We start from the raw sequence: 24338 nt of genomic DNA on the forward strand, positions 1-24338 counted from the left end.
AGCACCCCGGATGTCAGCGAGTGACCGAATCCTGGAGAACGCGATTCTCGACATGCCCGACCGGCGGGCTCCAGGCGCCTCGGTCTGCCCGTCGGAGGTGGCCCGCGCCATCCGTCGGGGACCGGACGAGGAGTGGCGCGACCTCATGGAGCCCGTGCGCCGGGCAGCGGCCCGGCTCGCCACCTCCGGATTGGTGGTGGTCACCCAGCGCGGGGTGACCGTCGACGCGTCTGATGTCGCTGCCCACACCCCCCGGGGTGCTCGCGTACGGGCCGGAGCTCAGACCGCCACCGCGGTCATGGATTCCGGCCGGGTTCCTGTCGCGCCCGTCCGACTTTCGTGTCGGGCGCCGTCCCGCTGGACGGGCTGCCGCTGCCGGTGAGGACGGAGAAGATCATCTGGCCGAGACCAGCAGGCTCCTCCTCCCGCTGCCGACCGGTGCGGGCGTCCTCCCTGTCACCGGGGCTTCCCTCCACATCGTCGGTGCGGACCGGGGTGGCGGGAGCCCCCGTCCCTGCCGACGTGGCAGGCGCCCCGGGCGACGGGCTCATCGGCTGCGGCGACGCGGGAGCCGGGCCCGCCGGCTGCGGCGACATGGGGACCGAACCTGCCGAGCCAGGCGACGCCGGAGCCGGGCCCGTCGGCTGCGGCGACCCGGAGGCGGTGTCTCGTGGCCCGTCCGGGGGCGGGCCTGACTCCGCCCCCGGGGTGATGACCACCGGCGCCGGATCCAGGAGCGGCATTCGCCCGCCCGTGCCGAGGGTCGGCACGGCTGCCGAGGGGACTTGCGGCTCGCCGCTCACGGCCGGCCCCGCGATCTCCGGAGTCTCCGCACCCGCAGAGGCCTCCGGCGTCTGTGGCGTCTGCGGGGTGTGACGGCTCTCCCCGACGTTTCCATGACTCTCATGGCTACGCAAAGTCTCCGGGGCCGGAGGTCCCGCGACCGCCGGAGCATTGGGCGCTTCCTCGATCCGCCGCGCCCCGGCGGTTCCAGGGCTCTCCTGGATCGCCGAGGGATCCGGGGCTTCGGGGAGGCCAGACGTGTCAGGAACCTCCGAGACCGGCGTCCCGGACGGTCGCGGGCGCGTCAGCAGGAATTCGCTGCCCCGCCGATACAGAACCATGGCCCTGATGTCCGCCACGTCGGCCGCGTCGGCCGGGGTGTACGTGGTGGCGCCGCCGTCCTCCGAGACGACGGTCAGACGGATGCCGTCACCGGTGGCGACGGCCTGGAAGGCGAGCCGGCCGGCCGCGTCGCCCCAGTGCCGGCCGGCGGCGAGGTGGGTACGTATCAGCGCCTGTTCCTGGGACGTGCTCAGGCGTACGTCGTCGGGCAGCCTGCCTCCGGCGTTGTTGAACTGTTCCAGGTGCTCGGCGGTGAGCCGCACCCTGGCCGTGCTCAGTTCCTCGTGGGTGAAGCGTGCGGCGCGGTCCAGTTCGGCCGACGGGAGTGGCGTCACGCGCTCGACCAGTTTGCGGACCGGGTCCCTGAGTGAGCCTGCGTGAGCGCCGTCCCCGAATCCGGCCTCGCTGCGCCACCGGGCGCGGGCCGACCAGAAGCCGTTGCCGTCGCCGCTCGGCGGGAGGAGGTCGTGGACCGTGCCGTCCGGCGCGGTGAGCGTGGGCTTTCCAGCGGCCATGCCATGGCGCCACCGGTCCGGCGCGGCCTCGGATCTCCACGGCGGTGTTCGGTGCGCGGGGTGCTGGGGCTCGTCCCTCAGCGGGTCGGGCGGGACGTTCGCGGCGCTTTCGGACGCGGAAGCCGCAGCCCTCGCGTCGAACAGCATCGGTTGCCGTGCGGTCTCACCCTCGGGAAGGGCGATCTGGTAGTGACGGTCCTTCAGGCGCAGTACGACGTGCGGAGGAGCGGCCTCGTCCGGTCCTGTCGTCGGCTGGTCCGGGTCCTTCCCCGGTGTGTCGCCGCCCGCCTCCGTGGGGGGCGTGAACTGCTGGAATCCGCCGTCGTCGCGCACCACCGTGACCCGTACGCCGAACATCCGGGCGGCGAGGAGCGGCAGCACGTCGGCGGCGCCGTGGTCCCACCCTGCGTCGCCGTCCGCGTCTCCCGCACGCAGGAGTTGCTCCCGGGCGAGGCGGGCGCGGTCGTCGTCGGGCAGGTCGGCGTGCAGCGGCATGAGGCCGGTGTCCTCGGACTCCTTGCGGTCGGCCGCCCGGCCGAAGGCGACGCCCGCCGCCGCCAGTTCCTGCCGGGTGAACCCGTCCTTGTTGTCGGGGACGGTGACGGCGATCAGGTCAGGGTCCTGTCCGAGACGTTCGGCGAACTTCTCGCGGAGCCCGGTGACGAACGCGCGACGGTCCTGCGGCGAGGGCAGGCCGGCCTGGGTGAGCAGGCCGGGGGCGGCGTTGCGCAGTCCCTCGGCGAGCGCCGTGTAGAAGGCGTTCCCGTCGGACGGCACGTCGCGCACCCTGTATTCCTCCCCGGTAGGTGAGGTGAGAACGGGGTCACCTCCGTCCTCGGCCGGTGTCTCGGTGTACCGCTGCCGCTCGGGTGCCGGAGCCGCGGGGGGCGTCTCGAAGGCGGCGGACGGCGGCTTGGAAACCTCGCGGCGGTCCCCGTCGGACAGCCGGTGCCAGCGGGTGAACCGGTCCGCCTCGAAACGTACGCGATGGTATTCGGCGGCGGCCGCTTCCGCTTTCTCCAGGTCGGTCCGCAGGGTCTCGACCGCCTCCGACTCGGCCTTGGCGAGGCCGGCCTCGGCGTCCGCCGCCCGCTGCCGGGCAGCCGTGGTCGCCTCCGACTCGGCCGTCCTGGCCTCGGACCCGGTGCTCTCGGGACGGTCAGGGCCGTCGGCGGCACCGGTTCGTGACCGTTCCGCTTCCAGGGCCTCGGCGAGGTGCTGATCGGCCGTGGCCGAGGCGTCTCGCAGGGTGTCCTGCTGCTGCGCCGCCGCCCGGCGGTGTTCCCAGTACTTCTTGTCGGCGCTCACCCAGGCGTCCGACGCCTTGGTGACGTTCTTCCAGGCGTCCGCGACCTCGGACGGGAAATTGGCCTCGGTGATGAGGCCGAGGTCCCGGGCGATGTCCTCCCGTACCCAGGCGATGACCTGTGTCCTGGTCTCCACGGCCTGGAGGCCGGGCTTGATGTACCCGAAGGGTCCCAGGTTCCTGCCCAGCCAGGAACCGACCGGGCTGTCCTTGAAGTGCCGGTCCACGTCGGCGACGCTGAGCCAGCTCGTCGGGATCGCGAACAGGAAGGTGCGCCCGGTCTTGGGTTTGATGTTGAGCTGCGCGCCGCCGGCGCCCGTCAGTTTGCGGCCGTCGGCGTCGCCGGTGTTGCTGCCGGTGCCGGAGGCGTGCGGGTAGGAGCTGCCGGCCGCGTCGGAGTCCAGGATGGGCTGCGTCCCGGCGGCGATGTTGTGCACGCCGGTACGGACTTCGGACACATCCCGGCTGTCGGTGATCCGGTCGGCGGTCTCCATGGCGCTCTCCGGGGAGATCGCCAGCAGCTGTGCACCGGTGAAGTCCGGTTTGGAGTACAGGCGGTAGTCGCCGTCGGAACCCGATACCAAGGTGTGCTCGTGCAGCCCGGCGACCTGGTAGCCGTCGGCCGTCGCGGTGTCGTCGAAGAAGGCGGACAGGGCCGCTTGTGTGGTGCCGGTGTGCGCCGCGAGAGCCGCGGCGGAGCTGGGCTCGGTCAGCCCGGTCCGCCTGGCCTTGGCCACGGCGTCGTCCAGCCTCTTGCCGGACAGTTCGATCCGGTCGGAGGTGGCGACCACGGTGGTGCCATAGGCCCTGGCGATCGCCAGGTCCCCCGCCGCGCGCAAGGTTTCCTGTCCAACGACCCGGCGGACGAGGAATCCGTGCCTGGGCGGCTCGAAGGGCCGCTCGGTGCCGTCCGGGTGCGGCACGGCGCGCCACCGGTCGATCAGCTCGCGCGTTCTGCCCGCGCCGCGCTGTGCCCAGACCGTGGCCTGATAGGGGGGCGGGGGCAGGACGGGCGGGGCGAGCCGGTCGTCGCCGGATGCGGGATCGGCGGTCTCGGGGACCGTCAGGCTCAGCGGCAACTGCTCGCGGAGCTTGCCGACGTCGCCTCTCGCTTCGATCCTCCTGCCGTCGAGTTCCAGGACCAGCCGCAGCTCATACCCGGTGAGATATTCGGCGTACGGCTCATTCGGGTAGAAGACGTGCGTCTTGTAGTGCGCCGTCGCTCTGGTGGCGGCGGTGGACCGGACGCTCGTTCCCACTTCGTTGTACGTGGGTCCCGCGGCCCTGGCCTTCGCGTTGTCGGTGTCTATCCGTTCGCTGACCCCTATACCGAGCGCGCGGCTGAATGCGGTGGACACGCCCCCTTCCACGGTCTCGGTGGAGGCGCGGTTGTCCCACAGGGTGGCGCTGTGGTCGAGACCCTGGAAGTCCGGTTCCCTCGCGATCAGTTCCAGGCGCAGGGGGACGGTGCGGCTTCCGACACGGATGTGACGGTAGCCCCAACGGCCCACGCGGGCGCGGGTCCGCGCTCCGCCCGAGGTGTGCTCGGCCGCGTCGGGTCCGGTGGTCAGTTCGCCGCGCAGGGCCCGGATGGCGCGTGGCGTGACCATGGCGAGGAGGCGTTCGCGGCTCGTGTCGTCGAGGTCCAGTTCCCGCAGTTTTTGGTCGAACTCGGCCACGACCTCGGTGGTGTCGAGTGAGTTCACCGGATAGGAGCCGAAGGGGTTGTCCCGCAGCCAGGCCGGCAGGCTCCACCGCTTGGAGACGTAGGCGGGCACCTCGCCCAGCCCGTCCTTGATGAGTCCCACCCGGTGCGCGGCCTTCTCCGGGAGGTGGCCGAGCCAGTCGGAGAAGAAGGTGAGTTGCCGGCCGGCCCAGTTGTCGCGGTACCAGGTGGCGAGTCTGTGCGGCCCGGCGAGCAGGCCGTCGGCCCGGACGGATCCGGCGATGTCGTGCTGGGTGTCCCCGACCACCAGCACCTTGTGGCCCTCGTCGACCCGGACCATCTCGGAGGTCACCGCGCGGGTCACCGTGCTCGACTCGGTACGCGAGCGGCCCCACCGCCCGAGCAGGGCATAGACGCCATTGAAGGCGGGGGTCTCGGGGTGGGTACGCAGGAAGTAGGCGGTGACGCCGACGAAGAAGGACTGGGTGGTGGTCATGGCACCGGAGGACTGCAGCTCCGCGCCGAGTGTCTGCTCCGTCTCGATCTTCACCGGCTTGGAGGCGACCCTGGGGTTGAATATCCGCATGCGGTGGACCAGTGTGCCGATCTGGTTCTGGTAGGGGCCCTTGCCGAAGAGTCCCGTGAGCCGTTCCCCGTAGCGGCCGGTCGCCTGGTCGGAGTTGCCCGCCCATTGCGGCATGGCGATCCGCGCGCCGGCGCCGTGCGCGGGCGCGCCGATCTGCGAGTAGTGCCAGGAGCCGCCTGAGGCTTCCCGCATGACGTCCGTGATGCCCGTCGCCAGCTCCGGGTGCGCGCCCGCTCCGAGCGTCTGGTACGGCTGGTCGCCGAAGGGATGCTGAGCGTGGTCGTCCGACAGCTCGCCGGGCTCGCCGTTGATCAGGGCCTTGGCCTTCGCCTGGTCCAGCACTTCGATCTTCGGCTCGGCGGGCGCTGCCGACTTCGCCTGCGCGTCCGTGCTGGGCGTGTGCTCGTCGGGTACGGCGAGCACCACCCTTCCCCTCACCGACGCGTCGGTGAGTTCGATCTCCTTCTCCGGTATGACAAAGGGCTGTGTGCCCAACAGTCCGAGCGAGCCGATGCCCCGCCAGAGACTGCGGAAGCGCCAGTAGCCGCCAGTCCTCGCGGTCAGCTCCAGCTGGTAGCTGTGCAGGTGGGACGGTTTTCCACTGATGGCCATCTGCTCGAACGAGACGGTGGGACCGTAGGCGATCTTGCGGCCCGTCTGCCGCACCCAGCGCGGGCCGACCTGAAGGGAGCCGATGTTCTCGGGCGTGCCCATGACCCCCCTTTCGGCGGCCCTGAGCTGTACGGCGGCGTCGAAGCCTCGCTCGAGTGCGTGATCGAAGCTCTTCTGCCCGTCCAGCCGCTCGGTACCGGCGACGCTGCCCCGCAGGATCAGGTCGTTCTGGGTTCCTTCGTATCGACGGTCCTTGAGCTTGCCGTCGATCCACAGGTAGCGGTAGGAGCGCGTGAAGCGGCCGGGCACCACCAGGCCGATCCGCAGCCCGGTCGTGATGATGGCCTCGAGATTTCCCGCGACGCTGTGGTGGGCGAGGGTGTTGACCACGGTCAGGGTGTTGTGGAGCACCATGCGGTACTGGTTGCGGTTGTTGCGCCAGCGTGGGCTGTCGGCGTCGAGGTCCGCCAACGGCGCGATCATGCCGGGGTATTCGCGGGCCGCCGCCCGGATCACCCGATCCGTGAAGGATTCCAGGAAGGTGAGCCCGGGGGCGTTGTCGCCGTCTCCGGGGGCGACCCTGTCGCCGTTGTCGTAGGTGAACGCCTCGGGTCGGCTCATGCCCAGCAGGGCGGGGTCCTTCTCGGGCAGGTAGACGGGGGCGAGGGGCTCGGCGCCCTGCCCGGCACCATTGCGCCGGCGCAGGCTGGTGCCGTCGTCCCACCCGGCGAGGCGGCGCGCCTCCGTCCGTGTCATCCGGTCCAGGCTCCAGGTGGTGAACTTCGTCGCCTCCTTGTCGCCGCTCATGCGCACGTAGACCGTCTTCTCGACCTGGTACAGGTCCGTCGGGACCTTCTTGGCCCTTCCGACGAGCTTGCGGCTCCCCGAGCCGCCGAACACCAGGCCACTCGCGGAGTTCCGTACGTAGCGCATGGCGGCGGCGATCCTGGCCCGGACGGTGCCGATGAGACCGCCACCGTCCGGACTCACGTCGAAGCTCGCGCCGAGCGACGCGTTGAACTGCCACCCCCTGACCCTGGTCAGGGTCCGTTCGTTCTTGACGGTCTGCTGGATGGTGCCGCGCAGCTCGCCGGCGCTGGTGCTGGTCAGCAGACGAGCCTCACCCGGGACGACCCGTTCGACGACGAAGGCGCCCTTGGACGTGGCGGCGGAGTCCTCCCCGAGCAGCGGATTGCCGGTGACCGGCCCACGCGCCAGGCGTTCGGCCTTGCGCGTGAAGCTGTCGGACGTGAAGAACCCGGCGATCTCGTCGTACGCCAGGGTGCCGGGCGCCGGGCGGCCGGCTCTGTCCAGGGCCCACCGCCGGATCGTCTCGACCGAGCCGTACCCCTCGGTGTGCACCAGCCGGTAGTCGCTCTGCGGGCCGAGCCGCATCTCGTCGGGCGCCCGCTCGTCCGTCACGGGCAAGGTGTCGCTGTCCGACAGGCGCAGGGCCAGCCCGTTGCGCACGCCGAAGGTGAAGTCGCCGGTGAGGACCTCGCGCGGCAGACCGGACGGGCCGTAGCCCGAGGCTCTGCCGCTGAGCCAGAACACGTACTGCACGTCGTCCACATGCACATGGGAGTCGTCGAGCGAACGGGTCTCGACCTGGCTGAGCGTCTGGTCGAGCATGCCGTAGTTGTACGACCGGCTGAAGCTCACCGCTCCGCCGACCGAGCCGAAGCCCGCGATGCCGGCCGCCGGACCGATCTGAGCGGTGGCACCGATCTGGCGGGTGGTGCTCACCGTCTTGGCGGCGCCGGTGGTGGACTGGCTGCGGTGGGCGATGTCCACCTTGACGGGCTTGCCATGGGTGTCGGTGAACCGCTCCCAGTGGCCGTGGGGCACGGTCATAACCCGTAGCCTCACCCCCTCGTGGCCGTCGAGTGTGAACGGCGGACCCTCATAACCGTGGCCGTGGAAGAGCGACGGAGTGTCGCGCAGCGCGCCTCTCAAGTCCGCCAGCGGGTCCCCGGCATCCGATCTGGCCGACCGCGCCAGGCCCAGCCTCTCGTCGATCTCCCGCACCACCAGGTCGATGCCGCGCAGGGTGACCGCGGCATGGCCGTAGGTGCGTCCGGGAGCGGTGCCGTCACCCGTCACGTAGTCGGGCAGGCTGCTGCCGTCGGCGAAGCTCACCCGGCTGCCGGACGCCGGCGGACGCAGCATCGAGCGGTCGACGCGGGGCGGGCGATGAATGTTCAGCTGGAACTCGATCGAGGCGATGGTCTCGGTCTGCCCCGGGTAGACGACCTCGTCGCCATCGGAGAGAAGAAGACGGACTCTCGTCCCGACTGGCGGATCCTGCTTGTCCCGGGAGTCCGCGGGCGACGGCGCGGAGGAGGGACCGGGCTGGTTACTTTGAACGTACACCGAAGTGCTGGTAGGCTCCTGGACTGCGTGAGTGTCCACGGACCGGGCCTGGGGTTCAGCCGACTCCAGACCGACGCTGAGGGCGACCACCCTCATCCCGTGTCTGAAGAACGGTGTCTCCGACAGGCGAACGTCACGGATCGCCCGCTCGACCAAGCCCGCGGTGGTACCGCCGATGATCTCGGACCGGACCGGCGCGGCCTCCGCCCAACGTGGGTAGACGCTCGCCAGAAGCCGCCGCCAGTGTCGTCCCGCTGCCTCGTCGCTACGGCGCAGTTCGGTGACGAGAATCGTGCGCAGCGCGTCACGGTGATACGGTTCGGCCAGTCGGACGCGCTCGTCCTCGGGAACGTCGGCGAGGTCGGGGGTGTGATCCGGCAAGAGGTCCCGCACCGCCTCCACGGGCAACCCGGCCACCGTGATGCGCAGTTGTGGATCGGATATCCGGCGCTGGAGTTCCTCCCGGAGCAAGTGCTCCGTCAGGGCCTCGTCGAGGGCCGCACGCTGGTGCGGCGCGAGGTCCGGCAGCGGTACTCCGCCGAGAACCTGCCTCAGAGTCGTGGTGTCGAGGTCACTCACGAGAACCTCCAGCGGGTCCATCCGCAGGAAGTCGGCCGACCGCAGGTCGGAGGCGGCGAACCAGTCGGCGGCATGCACCCGGAGCTGATGGACCGACATATCAGCTGTCGCGGACGGCAGTTGTCGCTCAAAAGCGCGTGCCAGCACGGAGGCGAAGAAGGAATCGCCGTCGCCTTTGTCGTACAGGCCATGGAGACCTGAGCCGCCGGCCTGCGGATCGACGGGCCCTGCCCCGGTGATCAGGGGTACGTCGATGAGGGGGTCGTCGGCGGGCTCGGTGGGCCGGGGAGAAGGCGACGCGGCGGTCTCGGGCGGGGTGCGCTGAACCGGCGATGGGGCGGCGACGTCGGTGCGGTCGGATTCGGCGGGCGGCGCGGCGATGGACGACTGCGCGCGGCCCGCGATCGCCTCATGGGCACGCGTCAACCGCTCCTGGGCCTGCTTGAACTTTTCGCCGGTCTGCCTGGCCTCAAGGGTGCGGCCACGGCTGAGGAGCTCGGCACGCAGCTCGTGAGCCGCGGTCAGTCCGGCCTGCGCCTCGCCGTACTCCTTCCAGGCCGACGCTTCGGGGTGTGCCTGCTCCCCCTCGGGCAACCGACCGACGGTCGCCCGCTCGGCGTCGGCCAGCCGCTGTTCGGCCTCGGTCACCCGAAGCTGACGCGTCTGGCGCAAGCCGCTCTGTTCACCCGACGCGGAGTCAGCAAGGTCGCGAGCCGCAGAGAGGTCCGCCAGTGCCGCACCATAGTCCTGCCAGGCCCGCGCCTCCCCGTCACTCAACTCACCCTGTGCCGAGACCGATTGCTCCGCTTCGGGCTCGACAGACTCGTCCCTGTCCTTGTCCTTGTCCCCTGCCCCTGTGGTCGGTTCGGCGAAGCGAGCTCCAGTGGCCGGCTCGACGGTGGACACGGCGGTGCCGGACTCTTCGGCGGGCAGCGAGGCCACCGCACGGTGGCCGCCGGTGGTTCCGGCTTCCGACGGATCACCCGCGGCGCCGGGAACCATGGCCGTAGCCGGTCTGTCCCGTCCGGTGAGAGCGGCGAAAATCAGGTCGACCGGGTCGGCCCCCGCCGCGTCCTCGCCTCCGGGGGCGACCAGGTTCACGGGAGTGTGCAGGGTGATCGTCGCACGGCGAAGCAGCACGGACCGGTCCAGGCCTGTGGCCATGTCCGTGGCCGGCAGTTCGTCACCACGAGCGATCACGTCCACGACGACCGCGTCCGCGCTCATCCCCGCTTCGGCGAGCCGACGAAGCAGGCTGCCTCGCAGAAGGTCGGCGACTTCGTCCGCGCGCCGCTGATCGACGGCAACGCCATAGGGGCCTTCGATCCCTGCTTCGGCGTAGCCGGTGACCGTGACCACCGGCCTCGACTCCGGATCGGCGCTGGTCTGTCGTGCGGCCCGGACGGCTCGGTCGGCCACGGTGTCGACCGTGGCCGCCTGATCGGACGGAACCTCCGCGCTGCCCCGGCCGAACCACACGCTCGGCGCCAGGCCCGACTCCTCCTGCTTGCGGACCCATTCAGGCGATGGAGGTGCCGCCGGGTCCTCGGCGTCGTCCGCTGTGCCCCTGCCCCTGCCCTTCCCGTTGTCCGACTGCGTTGCCCGTCCGGCCCCCTCGACGTCACTGTCCCTCGGCGCCACGGTCGTCGTCGCCCCGTCGGCGGCAGCGTGCGGCTTCTTCCCGGGTGTTGCGGCCGACTTCACCTGAACAGGCCGGACTTCGGCACCGCCCAGATGGTCACTCAACCGGGACGCGACATTGCGCAGCCATTCCGCCGCCTGCGCCGGGTCCAGACCGGGGCGCACCTTGGCGCTCATGTACCGGCCCGACTTGTCGTTGACGATCCAGAAGTCGCCGTCGGGGCTCTTGCGGAACTCACCCGAGACACGCGCTCCCCCGGCAAAAGTGTCTCCGTGCCTGTCCTCGAACCGCACCGCGACACCGACGTGTCCCTGGCCGTCGAGCAGCGACTTCAGCTTCTGCTCGGGAGTGACATCGGGGTTCGGGTCTCGCAGTGACTCCGGGTCGGCCTTGAGGATGCCGGCGAGCAGCGCGTCGAAGTCGTCGGGCCGCACAGCGCTCGTCACGGATTCGCTGCCCAGGGTGATTTCCCCGTGCTCCCCCACCGCGTACAGCCACACAGCCTCAGGGTGCCCGTTCAGCACCGCCGGCGGCAGGTCCTCCAAGGGCCATCGCAGGGGGTTGGGCCGTACCGCGGTGGCGCTTCCCGGGTAACGCTCCTCGTCCTTGACCCGCTTCGGAGTCACGACAGGGCCATAAAGGTCGTCGAGTGCCGCGGCGGCATCGGTCGTCTCCCCGCTGTCCGTGGTGACGGCGCGAAAGCCATGCCACAGCTCTTCTTCGGCGGCCACGGCCGCTCGCGGGTTGTACCGGCCGTCTTGTTCCGGTTCCGCCCCGTAGACCCGTTCCAGCAGCGGCCATAGGCCGGCCTCGTGCTCCCGCACCCATCCGGCGCCGTTGTTCCTCGGCTGCCCGGTCAACGGATCGTTGCCCCGGTTGGCGCCCAGCAGTGCGGTGACGGTCTGCGCGAAGTACTCCTCGGCGTCCTGCGACGCGTAGTTACCCACCTGCGCACCGCTCGCGTCCGTCAACGGTCCGTCAGCCCACACGGCGTCCGGTCCAAGGTCCGTCTTCTGCCGAAACGTCTTGCGTACCCCCTCCTGATCCTCCGCGGTGAGTCCGAAGTGGAAGATCAGGTGGGCCAGTTCGTGGACCGCCGAGGAGTAGCCGTCCGCCTGGACAGCCTGCTCCGGTGCCACCCCGCTCGACTCACCCAGCAGATTCTCCTCAGGAACCAGGACGAGCCTTTCCGCGGTCAGCGTGAGCCCACGCCCATCGTGTGCGGAATGACCGGCGACCGCGCGAAACAACCCGTCCTCGGCCGGCTCGGCCGCCAGCGGAACGTCACGCGGAACGACCCGCACCCGTACCCCGCTGCCGGCCACCCGCGCGCGGACACCCTCGTCCACGAGCATCCGCCGTAGCAGATCAGTCAGCTGTGACCGCGCTGCCACAGGACGCTCCACGCCCGGCGGGACCTCGATGACCGACGCAGCGACCCGCACCGGCTCCGTGTCGGGCAGCGCGGTGTACCAGTCCACTCCCGGCGCGGCTCCATCCGGTTCCAGTTCGTGCGCCCCCGGTCCAGGAGCCGGGGCCGGATGGGCCGCGCCTTCCCAGGGACGGCCCGGCCCGGATCCAACGGCCGTGCCGCGGTACACGACCCGTTCGTCATCGGGGTCGTCGTCGGCTTGCGGAGGCGGCGTCGAAATGGTGGAACCCGCTGCCGTGCCGCCATACACGACCTGCTCGTCATCATCCGCCGTGCCGCGGTACACGACCCGCTCACCCTGGTCTGCCGTGCCGCGCTCGACGTCGTCCACCAACCGCAGGGCGTCGCGGACCGCGCGGCGTGCGTCCTCGTACTGGTCGTGTATCTCGGCCGGCACGTCGGCCGACGACTCGCCAAGTGCCGAACCGATCTGTTCCAGGCGGCTGCGCACCATACCGCTCAGACGACGTGTGCCGAGATAGTCCATCACGTCGTTGGCGAGCCGCTGTCTGTCCTGAAGCGGCAGTGCGCGCCCTCGGCTGTCCCGGTCCACCTGGATCGGAGGCAGGCCGTGTGCGGTCTCGAAGACCCTCGTGAGGGCCTTCACCAGGGGGTCGTCATAGAGCACCGCACGGTACGCGGGTAGCAGGCGGTCGGCCGTGCGGCGGCGAAGTCGCGTCGCCCGGTCGTAGGAGCGCCGCACCGTTTCGGCGATCTCCTGGAATCCCGACTCGATCTCGTCGTCATTCTTCAGTGCATAACTGGCCACCTGGCCGAACTTCCTGATCTCCAGGAGGATAAGGGGAAGCTCAAGGCGACCCTCATTCGTGTCCAGATTCGGGAACTGCTGGTCGCCTATCCCGAGAGCGACATACTGCGTCACTTGCCTTTCGCTATTTTTTCCCAACAATCCGTTGAAAAGATAATCCCGGACCGTAACACCGTTGTCGAGTGCTTCGTCGAGAACGTTTCGCGTGTCGTCGGATATCTCTGGCGTCAATTTTGCACGATAAGCAGAGACCACCTCCTGAATACCCTCGACGAAAACATCAGCAATCCATTGCGCACGTTTCTCAAGGAATTCCTGCACACCCTCGGAAAGTTCTTCGTGCACCGCCGTAAACGGATGACGCAAAGCCACGGGAAGCATGTTCTTTGATAGGATTCCCGTGAAGAAGCGCACCCGGACCGGCTCCGCCGCCACGTGATTGAAGAGCAACCACGTGTAGCCGCGGACCTCCTCCACGCCCGGCAGCCCCGCCAAGAACGGCAGTTGATGCGCGGACACCGCGAGCCCCATGACCTCACGCGCATAGCCGATGGCGACGGTGTCCCCGACAAGTCGACTCATGCGTGCAATTGTCCGCATCTTCGGTATAGCCAGGCGATCCTCGCTCAATGCGAGGAGCTCCGTCATCAGAGCCAGGGGTACACCGAACGTGTACTGCGTATATGCCCGGTGCCCAACGCCGACCGGGGAAGGCATCACCCAGCTCTCACCTCCGATACGCGTGACCTTCCAGCCGTCCTCTTGCGTCAGGGTCCGCCCGAGCGGCAACGCCTTGTCCGCTCGATTGGCGGCGTCCAACGCACGCTGCGTCGTCCGCAGCAGCGCCATCCCCTCGCTCACCGAGAGTTTTCTGTCGTCACCGCGTGGAAGGACTGTCAGCGGAGGCAGGACGATTTCGGTGATCGGGTGCCCTACAAGCGTGAGCCCGTGATGCACCGGCCGCCCTCGCCCGGGTGGCAGGAACGGATGCAATTTCCCGCCGGCGGCACGGAAGAAGGGGAACTCGTCGACCTCGATCCTGGCACCCGACGTGTGTTTGGCAAGGATCTCCTTCGACTTAAGCTCCACTCCCCTCGCTGCCTTGACCGGATGCTGGCTCTCCTTCTCAACCGATCCGGCGCCGTACTGATGGTTCACGGCCGGGAGCACCATGGCGTGCTGCACCGAGCCCGATTCCAGGAAGCGCGGCAGTCTGTCGGTGACGACGCGGCCGGAGTGGTCGAGAATCACGGCCCGCGCCTCGATCGGTGCCAAGTCCAAGGGGGCGGTGGTGATCTTTTCGCTCCGGGTGAGATCGATCGAGACGACCCGTCCAGGGCTACCGTCGACGGACGGCATGAGGTGTGCGGCCCATGCGTGTCCCATGCCAGAGCCGCGACGGGCCACGAGTAGCGCCGTGCTGTTGGCCCCGGTGTCCCTGAGCGCGCGCTCGACGGCCTCCCAGGCCCCCACCGGAATCCAGTCCCGGCCGACCGCGAGTCCGTCCAGCGCACTGTCGTCCGAGACCCCGAGGATGACGCCGTCGGGAAACATCGTGTCGCGCAGGGAGTAGACCATGGTCAAGCACCTCTGCACCGACATCTCATGAGGGGACTCCGACGCGGGTCCGGAGACCTCGTCATCGTCGGCGACACGGTTCTCCTGCCCACCGTGCGCGTCGAGAGCGTCCGCGATGATCTGCCGCAGATCGTTCTCGTCGCGCGGCAGGCGGACCCTGCGCCTGGTCCAGTCACGCGTCCGCGCAACCGTCGTCGGTCCCGGAAGTCCCTGGGCATACCGCGTGGGCTCAGCAGTCCCCGCGGGATCGTCGGTGGAGTCGGTCTCGTCCACGAAATCGCCCGGCCAGTCCGCCGGAGTGTCGGAGAACGTGGAATCCGGTGCCTCGAACAGGATCAGGGGCGCGTAGTCGGCGGACCAGTCCTCGGAGACGTCCAGGAACGCCGATTCCGGCGCCTCGAAGAGGACCGTGGACTCCGCGAGGTCCATGGACTCCATGAGGTCGGTGAGGTCGGTGAGGTCGGTGAGGTCGGTGAGGTCCACGGTCCCGGGGAGGGCCGGGGGCCCGGTGAGATCCGTGATGTCCGTGACGTGCGACGTGCCGCCCGGGATCGGTGTGGACCACTGGGCCTGAGTGCTTTCCGTGGTGGGTACCGGCATCCGGAGTGTGCCGTAGGTGGTGCCGAGCCGCAGGGACAGGGCCCGTGCGGCGTCCTCACCGTGAGCGTGCCGCTCATGGGCGACCAGCGTGACGAGAGAGTTCAGGAAGTCGAACTGCTCCGCCTGCGCCTGGGTGCGCTCGCCGACGACCAGGGGACGCTGATGCTCCAGGGCGATCCGGTACCTCGCCCAGTTCATCACCGCACGGTACTGATCCGCTTCGAGCGCGTTCAGCTCGCCGACCACCGCGGTGTGTCTGGCCTGGTCGTCCCGCGTCAGGTCGGTGACCGGCGCCGTGCTGTCGGCCCACCGCCAGTCGGCGTTCCTCGCCATGGCCGAGATGAGCCGGTCGGGCGTACTGACCATCAGGTCCGCGGGGTCCTTCCCCGTCGCGGCAGCCATGAACTCCCGCACGAACTTCACGCAGTTGTACCGCAACAGGTTGTACGACGCCTCGGAGTTCCGGGTGGCGTAGAGGTAGGCCTCCGCCAGCTGACCCGCGTCGGCGAAGGACACCTCCAGCACACGGACGCCCTCGGCGAGGACCAGGCCGGGACCCTCGTCGCTGATGGTGCCCGGGATGTCCGTCGGGATCGCGGAGCCGTCCTCGGCCGGGTAGAAGCCGACGACCACAGGATGCCGCGCCCCGGGCAGCAGTACCGCCACCGACGCGTGACCGACCTCGCCCCGCACGTAGTCGACGTAGCCGGTGGCCCCTGGCTGGGCGATGACGGCCAGTTCGATGTCCTGCCGGGTGCTGCCGATGTTGTCCTGCGCGTAGCGGCGCAGGGGCTCCATCATCTCGACGTATTCCAGGAACGGATCGTCCGGACTCCATGTCTGCGGCTGTACGGGAGCCGGCTGGCGGGTCCGCGTGGTGTCCGTGGTGGGTACCGGCACGCGGAGCGTGCCGTAGGTGGTGCCGAGCCGCAGGGACAGGGCACGTGCGGCGTCCTCGCCCCGGGCATGACCCTCGTGTGCGATCAGGGTGACGAAGGAGTCCAGGAAGTCGAACTGCTCCGACTGCACGTGGGTGCGCTCGCCGGTGACCAGAGGGCGCTGATGATCGAGGGCGACGCGGTAGCGCGCCCAGTCCGTCAGCTGACGGTGATCAGCCGCGTCGAGCGCGTTCAGTTCGGCGGCGACGTCGGCGAGTCGGACCTGGTCGTCCCGCGTCAGCTCGGTGAGCGGCGTCGCGCTGTCGGCCCACCGCCAGTCGGCGTTCCTCGCCATGGCCGAGATGAGCCGGTCGGGCGTACTGACCATCAGGTCCGCGGGGTCCTTCCCCGTCGCGGCAGCCATGAACTCCCGCACGAACTTCACGCAGTTGTACCGCAACAGGTTGTACGACGCCTCGAAGTTCCGGGTGGCGTAGAGGTAGGCCTCCGTCAACTGACCCGCGTCGGCGAAGGACACCTCCAGCACACGGACGCCCTCGGCGAGGACCAGGCCCGCGCCCTCGTCGCTGATGGCGCCGGGGACGTCTCCGGAGAACAGGCCGGCGTCCTCGGCGGGGTAGAAGCCGACGACCACGGGATGCCGCTGCCCGGGCAGGAGGACGGCCACCGACACGTGACCGACCTCGCCGTTCATGTAGTGGCCGGGTTTGGCGATGACGGCCAGCTCGATGTCCCGCTCGGCGCTGCCGGTGGCCTGTACGACGTGGTCGTGCAGCGGTCGCAGCATGTTCAGGAAATCGAGGAACTCGTTCCCGTCGGTGTCGTCAGGACGGCGGCCCGCGCTGTTGTCGTCATCATCGTCGTCGTCGAACCGCGACCTCAGGTTCCGGTCCAGGTCCGCGAAACCCGCGGCGATGACATCGGGCGAGAGAAGCACGTCCGGCCCGAATGCGGTGCCGGCGAACCGGCCCGTCGCCGCGTGCGGGTAGGCCTGGCCCACCTGGTCGAGCATGCCGTCGATCAGCCTGTCGTCATCGGACGGCGCCGTTTCGTCGTCGGTGTCGGCCTGTGTCCGCTCCGGAGCACGAGGGGCCCGTCGCGTGACAGCCAGGGGCCGGGTCCCAGTGGATCCGTCCTGTTCCGCCGGCTCTTGGACATCCCCTGGTGGCGCGAACGCGGCCCAGTCCTCGGCGGACCGGTCGATCTCGTCGAGGAGGTCGCCGACGATGGGGTGGGCCCTGTCGCGCACGCCCTGGTCGGTCTCGGGGGCGGGCGGAGTCTCCGGGCCGGAGACCGCCGTCGCGGAGGTGTAGTGGTGACGAAGGCTCGCGGCGAGGCCGGGATCGATGGCGGAGTCACGAAGGACGAGCCGGACCAGGTCGAGGTCGTTCAGACCGGCCCTGCTCACGGCAACGACCGCGCTCTCGTTCAGAGTCCACGTGGCCCGCACGTCCATCCCGTACGCGAGGTCGGACAGATCAGCCTGACCGACGAGGGTGGAAAGGACGCGATCGCCGTACAGTTGCTCTCTCAGCGGCTCGGGCAGCTCGGGGCCGTTCGACACGTCGATGACGGCGGAGGTGACGGCTGTCTCTCCGGTCGGGGTCCGGACTGTCTCGGAATGCGGCTCGCCAAGGGCACCGATGCTCTGGCCGAGGGCACCCGTGCGCCGGCCCAGGTCACCTTTATCGCCGATGCTCGCTCCACCACCGACCCCGGGCTCCCCCGTCAGCGGCCCCGCACTCAGGGACCGGCCCGTCCGGGAGGAACCCTGCGCCCCGGCCGGTGCGGTGACCTGAGCAGGTGGACCAGCGGGGTGTTCGGGTGCTGTCCCGCTCTCCCGGTACGGCGCATTCTGCCAAGACACGGGCTGGTTCCCGCGGTACGGCATCGCCGCGGAATCCAGGTACGCCTCGAAGTCGCTGCTGGTGATGTCCGCGAGATCCTGGCCTTCTGGTTCGGGTTCGAACTTGACCCACGCGGATTGCTCGCGAGGGAGTGCCCCAAGTGCCATCGCGTTGGCCGGATACGCGTCGAGGGGAGCGTCGGGGTCTTTGACGAACCAGACCGGGCTGTTGGCGGCATGGACGGTCCTGCCGGTGGCGTTGGCGACGTGTTGTGCGACCGACACGGCCGTCATGTCCGATGTGCCGGTCTGTGGGGAACCGGCCGAGCAACTGAGCAGGACGATGGCGGCCTCGCGCGGCATGCTCTCGAGGCTGGGACGCCGACGCAGCAGACGGCCGACCTCCTCGCCCGTCGCCAGTGTGTCATCGCGACCGTCGCTGGTGGGCAGAGCGAGGATGCCCGGATCACCGTGAGCGACGACGAAATACGGCCTCGGATTCGCGTCGGCCCAGGGTACCCACCTCTGAGTTCCGGAAATGCGGACTCCCGCCCCAGTCACCTGATGGCTGAGTCTCAGGTCAGCCGCGGAGCGGGAGCGGAACTCGAAAGGGTTTCTCCAGTGCTCGCGCGTCAGAAAGGCTCGTCCGATGGATTTGCCGTGGAAGTCCACGATGGTATGGGTGAGCAGATCCTCATCGGGCAGCTCAGTCACTCGTCCTTGGCGGGTGACCGTTGTGCGTCCTGGCCTCGGAGCGGCGGGCCAGCCCGGTTCGGAAACGACCCATGTGCCTGCGGCGTCGTCCCGTTCGAGGGGCGGAGCCAGATGGAAGCCGCGGGAGACGGGGTCGTGGCGGACCGTGAGCTGACCGGTGTACGACCACACCCGACGTCCGGTGGTGCGCGCGATGGCTCGCGGCAGATCGACCTTTTCCGCACGCTCCCCGACGGTCCACAGGACGATCGGAGTCCTGCCCGGGTTGGTGCTGGCCAGCAGTGAGGCGAATTCCGCGTACGGCAAGCGGCCGGCCTGTCCCGAATCTGTCCGCTGGACGAAGCCGTTGTGGTCCGACCGCACGGTGACCACCAGCGCCGCACGGCCCCATGGCGCCGGCACGATCCGGTCCATGAGAGCGGATTTCAGGCTGCCCCAGGGGGCGACGTAGACATGGGAGAAGTCGACGGGTGTCCGGGCCGTTTGCATCCCGGCCCAGTCCAGGAGCCGGATCCCGCCGACCACCGCAGGACGGCCGCCGGCCCGGGCAGCGCCACCGGGCGGCAGGGGTGGCAGCGGAAGCGAGGGCGGCGGTCCCGGAGGCGGACCACCCGCCCCCACCTGCGGAGGCAACGGCGGCAACGGCGGCAACGGAAGCGACGGCGGCGGCCCCGCAGGCCGACCACCCGCCCCGACCTGCGGAGGCAGCGGCGGCAACGGAAGCGACGGTCCACCACTCGAAGAGGAGGGCATCGGCGGCAGACCACGACGCCGGCCGCGATCGGAGGCGCCGCGAGACCCCGCCGGCCCCGAACTCCCGGAAGCGGGCCCGTGGGAACTGAGGGCCCCAGCGCCCGTCGGCTCCGGCTCCGCCGGCACGAACGTGTCCGGCTCCGAAGAGCCCAGACGCGTGCCATGACGGCTGTGTCCGTGGGTCGACGTGGAGGGCCCAGGACGTGCGGGCATCCAGTGCCGATGGCGGTCACTGCGGACGAGACGGATGGTGTCGCCGGCGCCGACGTGGATCTGGTGGGGCGCGCCGGGGGCGGTTGTTTCCAGGATCTCCAGGTTGACGCCGTAGGCGTTGGCGACCAGCACAGGGGCGAGGTCGCCGACCACGCTGTCGTAGTGCCCGGATCGCTCCAGATGGGTCACGAACCAGTTCGTCACCTGCCGCCGATCGCCACCGACGGCGTAGAACCGCGCGGCGAACTGGTTCGGGTCGAGGCCGTGATGGGTGGCATAGCCGTGCACAAGCGCCTGTGCGAACGGGCGGTTGTCCCAGAAGGCGGTGTGGTGCTGGGTGAGGTATTCAGCCACGGCGTGCCGTACGTCCGCAGCGGACAGGAGCCGGCCTGGACGGGACATGAGCGTGGCGACGGAATGGAACAGGGAGTCCCCGTCCATCGGAACGGACGCGGTCTCCCAGCCTCTCGCCGCGGCGACCCGGGCCATCTCCTGATCCGGCTCGGACACGAGATCCCGCCCGGAAAGCGATGCCGACGAACCGCTCGGCGCGTGGGCGTCCTCGCCGGCGCGGACGGGATCGTTCGGGCCGGGGGCCTCTGGCTCGAGGGAGCTGTTGTCGTGCTCGTCGGCGACGGTGCCCGTGTAGGTGGCGCGGGCGGACAGGCCGTGCTCGGCTCGGATCCTGTTCTCGGTGAACTCCCGTACGGCGTGGTCCTGGAATCCGACGACCTCCGCCTCGTCCTCGGCGGGATCGAGCCGGGAGAGGCCGCGAAGGTTTCGCTGGGCGTGGATCAGCTCGTGTGCGAGACCTATGAAGGGAGGCCGTAGACCGTCGGCGGTCTCCCACACGTTCGGGTTGTACTGGATGGAGCTGGACGTCCCCTCGCCCGGGGCCCCCTGGTCCTTCCGCGTAGCCCACTCCGCCATGGCAGGTGTGGTGGCGTTGCCGGCGTGCGTCATGAATCGCGGACTGCCGTCGATCACGGTGCCGGCGCCGACACGCTCGATCGTGACGTTGACCCGCTGCCGGGTCGCGGGGTCCGGCAGGGCACCGCGCGCGGCGAGGCTTTCGATCAGAGCCAGGCCGACAGGTTTGCTCGCGAGCAGGTCCAACTGCTCCTTGACCGTCGCGAGGAACGTCGGATCCACTTCGTGGTCCCAGCTGACCTGGATACCGGGATATCCGGTGTCCACCGCGACCGGGTTCCTGGCCGGCTCCGCGGGCGACGGCAGTCCGGTGCCCCTCCCCACTCCGGTGTCCAGCACGCCCGCCTCACGACCGGCCCCCGGGCCTGCCGGGCCGGCCGTGAGGACCTCGGGGTCGCCGAAAATCTCGATGGCTCGTTCGGCCGGACGTATGAACACCCGCCTGCCGACGAACCAGTCCGGCCCCTGTTCCATGCGTGTCCTGGGGAACGTTCCGGTTCCGCCGGCGGCCGGCCATGACAGCAGTCCGTCGCGAGGTTCGCCGCTCTCATCGGTGTAGGCACCGAGGTGGTGGACCGACCAGTTCCCGCTGCCGCCCAGAAGGCCGTTGCTGGATCCGATGGCCTGGCCGTCGCCCAGGGAGAGCATGACGTGGGAGAGCTGGAGGGGTCCGGTCTCGCTCCACTGGCGGAAGATGCCCACGACATGCCCCGGGGGAATGTCATCCGGGGAGCGAACCATCTGATCCCCGGTGTTCACCAGATACCGTTCCGCGCCCGACGTGGTCTTCGGCCACGCGTCATGTCGCGCCCTGGTGACGTATCCCGACAGATAAAGCAAATGTGCGACCGAGTTGTAACAGATCATCCCGTCCAGTCGTCCGGTCTCCGCCGGGGAGAGACCGGCCACACGACGTACGACGGCGTCCCGCACGGCGAGTGGGTCCTTGCGCGCGATCCTCTGGACGAGCCTGTCCAGTGCCTGACCCCGCTTGCTCGCGTCTCGGTGCTTGACGTCGGTGCGCCAGTCCTCCCATTTCCTGACCGCGGCGAGGACGTCGGTGAGCCTCGCAGCCGTGGTGTTCGCGTCCTCCGCGGGCGAGTTCTCGGACCTCACCCAACCGTCGAGCGCTTCGTCGATGTCCTTCACGTGGTTCGAGCGCGTCGAAGTGGCCGACAGCTTGGAATCGGCCCTCCAGGCATCGGCGATCGCCTGCGCGGACCATGCCTGCGCCGCCCGGACACTCGGGCGTGGCGCCAGTTCGGGCATTCCCTGACCATGCGACTCGGCCTGGCGAACCGGCGCTCCGGTCGTCCTGACCGTCCGACCGCCCCGCGGCACGGACGCATCGGCAGGCGTGTGGGCCGCGGGGTCGAAGCCGTCGTCCGCGGCCGTGTCGGTGACGTCGATGACGGCGAGCCGGCGCGATGTCGAATCGGACAGGAAACGGCTGGGCGTGGTGCCGGGAGGAAACGCCCGTCCGAGGGAGACCGTGTGAATCTCCACGGCGTCGGGGCCTACGGCCGGACCGGCGTTCGCCAGCTGGCCGAGGGCGTGCGTGAGACTCAGCCGGAAGGCCGCCGCCACCGCTTCCGCGCGATCGGCTCCGGCTCTCACGGCGTCGGCTTCCCTGTCCACACGGGGAAGCACCGCGCCGTTGCCGTACCCGGTGACGGTCACCTGAGGCAGCGGCACGCCATGCCGGGCGTGATGTACGGCGGTCTCCGCGACGTTCCGCGCGAGCGCCGCGATGGAACCGAGGCCGGCCTCGGGCACCGTCCGCTCTTCCCCGGCGAACGGTACGCGGACCTGTCGCGGGTGTTCGACCGGGGCGGTCACCGCTGCCCTCAGCGACGCGAGGACGTCCTCGCCCGCGTCGACGGCGGGGACAGTGATGCGGCGAGCCGCCCGCCAATCGCGCGTCTCGGCGTTCAGGTGGCTGAGCAGTCGGTGGTAGGAGGAGTCCGGGTCGCCGTAGAGGTCCGACCAGATCAGCAGGTGGGCCAGTACGGCGTCGTACTCCAGCCTCGCCCGCCGGCCGACGTGCAGGGCCAGCTTTCCCCTGCTCGCCAGACGCCAGCCGTGGGGCAGTCCTGAGTCGGGCAGGTGACGCACCAGTTCGACGATCCGTGACCATACGTACGTCTCGAAGCGTGCCGCTGCCGCGGGGTCGTCGACGAGGTTCTGGCTCAGGTTGGCCTCGCGGCCGTACCGTTCGTTGACGCTGACGTGCAGCAGCTCATGGACGAGTGTGGCGACCTGGTCCTCGAAGTGCCGCATGGCGGACAGCGTGATCTGGAACGCCCGGCCCTCGATGGGCACGGTGTTCCCGCCGCCTTCGGGACGCTCGTCGCGGCTCGGCCAGTGCGGCCTTGGTCTCGCGCCGGCCGGCTCGGGTCCGTGGTAGGTGGCTCGCCCCACCAACGGCGTGACTTCGTCGAGCAGGTGGCGCGTAGCCGGGTCCGCGGTCAGACCGCGGTATACGGCAAGCATGTCCCGCACAACGTCACTCGTGAGCGGGGCGGTGAGCGCGGTCCCTCGGTCCACGGCCCGGTTCCACTGGGACAGCCGTCTCGCAAGGTTGCCGGTCGGAGCCGGAGTCCGCGCGCTTGGGCTGTCGGCGTACGGCACGCCGAACCGGCCACGTGGGCCGGTGCGGTGGGGCTGGTCGGCCGGGCCGGTCCACGTAGCCGGGTTGTGGGAGCTGCCGGAGGGTCCGGGCTGTGCCGGAGGATTCGGCTTCACGCGGTACGACTCCGCTATGGAGGCCAACCACATAGTGAAGTCGGGGCTGTTGATGTCGTCGTCCAGGGCTTCGAGGACGTAGCGCGCCAATTGCAGTGTGTCGGCGTAGTCGAGTCCGGAGGCCGTCATCAGTTCCGCGAGCCGTCGCTCCTCCACCTGAAGGGGACTGAACTCGATCCACTGCCCGGGTACGCCGGGACGCACGTCGTCAAGCGCCATCGCGGCGGGCGGAGTCTCGCTGCGGGCGGGGTCGACGTCGTGCCAGATCCTGGTATCGGCGGCGTAGACGGTTCGCCGGGTGACATCCGATATCTGCTGGCCGACCGAGGCGGTGTTCATCGGGTCGGAGCCCTCCGGACGCTTTCCCGCGTTGCAGACGATCAACGTGATCGCGGTGGTTCCCGGCAGCATTTCCAGGCTTGCGCGACGCCTCAGCCACCGGCCCGTCTCCGTACCGGAGACAGAGACCAGAGCCTCGGAGCCCGTGCGCAGATCCACGAGACCGGGCTTTCCGTGCGCGGAGAGGACGTACGGACTCCGGCCGGCCCAGGGCAGGCGAGTCTGTGAATTCGGCAGCCAGTGACCGTTGCTCCGCCGGTAGCTGACTTGCAGGTCAGCCAGGTATCGAGACCCGAAAGTGCGGAGTCTCCAGTCCTCTCGGTGATAGACGGCCCGCCCGACCGGCCGGTTGTCGTTGTTGACGATGGTGTATGTCAGAAGATCCGCATCCGGTACCTCGGCTCTCAGCCCGGTCCGGAGCGCGCCCGAGACGTGTCCCGGCATCGGCGCTCTCCAGACGGCCGGCTCCGTCAGCACCCACGTGCCGGCGGGAACCTCCGAGCGTTCGCGAGGTGGGGCCAGGTGGTAGAGGTTCGAGCCCGGATCCTGCCGGACCCTGAGCATGCTCGTGTACGACCAGACCTGACGTCCGGTCGTTCGGGCGACGGCGCGTGGCAGGTCGATGTCCCCTACACGTCGGCCTTCGGTCCACAGGACTATCGGCCCTCGGCGGGGCAGTTTTCGGTCCGCCATCAGCAGGTCGGCGAAGGCGGCGTACGTCAACGTCCGGCCGGACCCGTCGGTATCGATCAGTACGACGGAACCGGCGGTGTCGGACCGCACCGCGACGACCGCCGCGTCGCGCCCCCAGGGAGCCAACACCATCTGGTCGACGTCACTGTTGTTGCCCCACGGAGCTATATGGACGCGGGAGAAATCCACGCGCCTGCCTCGGGGCACGACGTTGGCCATGTCCCAGAAGCCGTGCCCTCCTCCTCGGCCGCCGCCGGGAGCCGATCCGGACGGCACGGGCGGCAACCCACCCGGCGGCGGCAACACGGGCGGACCCACCCGACGACCACCACCAACCGAACCCGACGGCACAGGCGGCAACCCACCCGACGGCGGCAACACCGGCGGACCCACCCGACGACCACCACCAACCGAACCCGACGG

The 24338-nt window shown here is 69.8% G+C and carries 2 protein-coding genes; one reads left to right on the forward strand and one right to left on the reverse strand.

Features of this window, described 5'->3' with window-relative positions:
• Window positions 1-10: 10 nt before the first annotated feature.
• A complete protein-coding gene (locus ACFPIH_RS37775) occupies window positions 11-382 on the forward strand; it encodes a DUF3253 domain-containing protein (protein ID WP_381169145.1) in 372 nt (123 codons plus the stop codon).
• On the opposite strand, the gene ACFPIH_RS37780 is transcribed toward ACFPIH_RS37775, so the two are convergent.
• A complete protein-coding gene (locus ACFPIH_RS37780; RefSeq protein WP_385878505.1) occupies window positions 297-24047 on the reverse strand; it encodes a M91 family zinc metallopeptidase in 23751 nt (7916 codons plus the stop codon). The genes ACFPIH_RS37775 and ACFPIH_RS37780 overlap by 86 nt on opposite strands.
• Window positions 24048-24338 lie beyond the last annotated feature (291 nt).

Origin of the sequence: Streptomyces vulcanius (assembly GCF_042653945.1) — a bacterium.
In the GTDB taxonomy this organism is placed as follows: domain Bacteria; phylum Actinomycetota; class Actinomycetes; order Streptomycetales; family Streptomycetaceae; genus Streptomyces; species Streptomyces mangrovi.